Raw genomic sequence first — 3174 nt, 5'->3', positions numbered from 1 at the left:
TCTCCAATCTATAAATTCGTTAAAGAGTGGAAAATAGCACTCCCGCCTCATATTGAATTTAGAACCCTCCCAATGTTATTCTATGTTCCGCCAATGTCTCCAGTCATGGCAAATAAAAACGATGATAAAGTTCAAAGTGTATCAGATAATTTCTTCCATGACATTGAAGAATCGAGAGTTCCTCTTCAATTTTTAGGGAATTTATTTGGAGCTGGTCATCAAGGAAAAGTTTTGTATGCACTTAAGAAACAAAAAGCAGTACGAACTTATCGAAGAGCGCTAACTGTTGGTGATATTCCATTGAGCGTTGCAGAAAAAATGTTAACTGAAGCTGACTGTACGAAAGAAGAAGCAGAAGCGATTTATAAATTAACTTCTCTCTGCACCTTTGACGATAGATTCGTCATCCCTCCAATGCATCGAGAAGAAGCAATTGAAATGATGAAAGATCCGCATGAACATAAGCAGGCTGTCGGTTTTGGATTTGTAGAAAAACCTGAAAGAGGTTTATAAAATGATTAGTAAAAAGATCTTCGATAGTCTTTCTAAATTGATTAGATATCCGAGCGAGGACTATCATAAACTCTTAAATGAATTCAAAATTAATCTTCTTAATCTAAAATCTGAAAATGATGCTGAACAAGCATTTCGTTTGTCTGAAGATACCATTGAGAAGATAAATGAAAACTTTGAACTGTTCTATTCTTCAGTTATCAATCTATGCAGAGAAGAACTGGAAGAACTCTACACACAGACTTTTGATATTAATCCAGTCAGCAGTCTTGAAATCGGCTGGCATTTATTTGGCGAAACTTATGAGAGAGGGTCGTTCCTTGTAAAGATGAGAGAAACTCTTCGTGAATTAGCAGTGGAAGAATCTGCTGACCTTCCAGATCACATCACTCACGTCCTTTTAGCTTTAGGGAGAATGGAGAAAGAGGAACAAACTGAATTTTCAGAAATGTTTATTGTTCCAGCGCTGAATAAAATCCTCGACACTTTTGAAGGGAAAAATAATCCATACGAAAGTTTATTAAACATTATTGGCATGCTAATTAAAGTGAACCGAACTTCAGAATTAGGAGTAATCTAACATGAGTAGTGTAAGTCCATTTTTTACAGATCAATTGTTATTCATTGTATTTCCATACGTAGCATTCGTTGTATTTATTTTGTTTTCGATTAGAAGATATTTAATGCAGAGTTTTACTTACTCCAGTCTTTCATCGCAGTTTCTTGAAAACAAGCAGCACTTCTGGGGATTAGTTCCGTTTCATTATGGAATAATAGTAATTCTAACAGGACACTTTGTAGCATTTCTCATTCCACGAGAAATCATTGCATGGAACAACGAGCCACTTCGACTCTACATTCTCGAAATTGCTGCATTCGTTTTTGCTTTGCTGACGCTGATCGGTTTAACCAGCATAATTATCAGGAGATTTACAACACCTAAAATGAAAATCGTAACGAGTCCAGCAGATTGGATTCTGCTAACTATTTTGGGAATACAAGTTTTAAGCGGAATGTTTGTTGCTGTGTTTCATAGCTGGGGATCGACTTGGTATGCAGCAACTGCAACTCCGTATTTATGGTCGTTAATTACTTTCAATCCAGATATTTCATATATAACAGCAATGCCCTGGATGGTAAAAGTTCACATCATAGGTGCCTTTGTGATAATTGCATTCTTCCCATTCACTCGACTCGTGCATGCTTTGGTCGTTCCAAACCCGTACTTGTGGAGAAAGCCGCAAGTGGTCAGGTGGTATGGAATTAAAAGGTTAATTCGTCAGTCAACTGATAAAACAGTCATATAATCAAATAAGGAATTTCGTTTATGTTTTCCATTCTGTTAAAAGTTAGAAAAGTTGAATTGGTAGATTTCAGCCAGGAAAGAATCAGGGTTTTGCATTATACATGGATTGCATTTTTTATTTCGTTTTATGTTTGGTTCAATATGGCACCTCTCGCTACTACAATGCTGAGAGAAGTGAATTGGCTGACACCCGAGCACATAAAAATTTTAGCGATATGCAATGTTGCTCTTACTATTCCTGCAAGAATTATTGTCGGGGCTTTAATTGATAAATATGGACCGAGAATTGTTTTTTCAGGACTTCTTGTATTAATGTCATTTCCGACCTTCGTATTTGCTTTTGGAAATAGCTTTATGCAATTATTAACAGCACGACTTGTTTTGGGAATGATAGGTGCAAGTTTTGTAATCGGCATTAGGATGATTTCTCAATGGTTCCCGCCAAAAATGATAGGAAGAGCCGAAGGATTTTATGCCGGATGGGGAAATTTCGGTTCTGCATGGGCAGCGATGACTTTGCCATGGATCGCATTGACAGTGATGGAAAATTGGTTCGGGATGAAGGTCGATGGATGGAGATGGGCTTTATTTGTTAATGGAATTGTTGCGCTGATATATGGATTTGTTTACTACTTCATTGTAAGAGATACACCAAAAGGGGAAAAGTTCTATGGGACGAAAAAAACTCAACCGCTGATTGTTACATCTTACAGCGACCTTGTTCAATATTTGATTTGGTCTTTCCCGTTGGTAGGCGCATTGGGATTGCTGGCATGGAGGGTCAGCAAAATCCAAATCACAGATACTTTTGGCGACAAAATCAGCTTACTCTCAGATGATTATCTATACCTTATTTATGCTTTACTAATAGTTGTATATATCTTTCATGTGGTAAAATCTCTTCAAGTCAATTTGCCGGTTTTGAAGAAAGGTGTTCCAGATGAAGAGAAATATCCTTTTACCAGTGTTGCCGCATTGAATACAACTTACATAGCTAACTTCGGTGCTGAGCTTGCTGTAGTTTCAATGCTTCCTGCTTTTTTTGAGAGTACGTTTGCAATCAGTCCCGAATTCGCTGGATTGATTGCCGCTTCATTTGCCTTTGTAAATCTGTTTGCTAGACCCTTTGGTGGATTGATCTCAGACTTAATGAAAAACCGAAAGTTGATAATGAGTTTGTATATGCTTGGCATTGCATTAGGATTTTTTGGAATGGCTTTTATTAATTCTGCATGGCCTATTTGGATTGCAGTAGCGATAACTGTCCTCTGCTCAATGTTTGTTCAAGGAGCTGAAGGAGCAACATTTGCAATCATTCCGCTTATCAAACGAAGAATGACCGGGCAAATTGCGGG

At 37.6% G+C, this 3174-nt stretch carries 4 protein-coding genes; all 4 read left to right on the top strand.

Annotated elements, in window-relative coordinates:
- The coding region (gene narH, locus FJ213_13175) for a nitrate reductase subunit beta (protein MBM4177103.1) at positions 1–513 on the top strand (513 nt) is incomplete at its 5' end.
- Between the two features lies 1 nt (position 514).
- Positions 515–1093 (top strand): hypothetical protein, encoded by a 579-nt coding sequence (locus tag FJ213_13170; protein MBM4177102.1) that lies wholly within the window; start codon positions 515–517, stop codon positions 1091–1093.
- 1 nt (position 1094) lies between these two features.
- Positions 1095–1820 carry a respiratory nitrate reductase subunit gamma gene (gene narI, locus FJ213_13165; GenBank protein ID MBM4177101.1) on the top strand — a complete coding sequence of 242 codons (726 nt, stop codon included), beginning with the start codon at positions 1095–1097 and terminating at the stop codon, positions 1818–1820.
- A gap of 20 nt (positions 1821–1840) precedes the next feature.
- Positions 1841–3174, top strand: a 1334-nt coding sequence (locus FJ213_13160) for an MFS transporter (GenBank protein ID MBM4177100.1), incomplete at its 3' end; no start/stop codon positions are given.

The organism is Ignavibacteria bacterium (assembly GCA_016873845.1).
GTDB lineage: Bacteria > Bacteroidota > Ignavibacteria > Ch128b > Ch128b > JAHJVF01.
The sequence above is the reverse complement of the archived record's forward strand: the minus strand, read 5'-3'. Positions and strand labels throughout refer to the sequence as shown.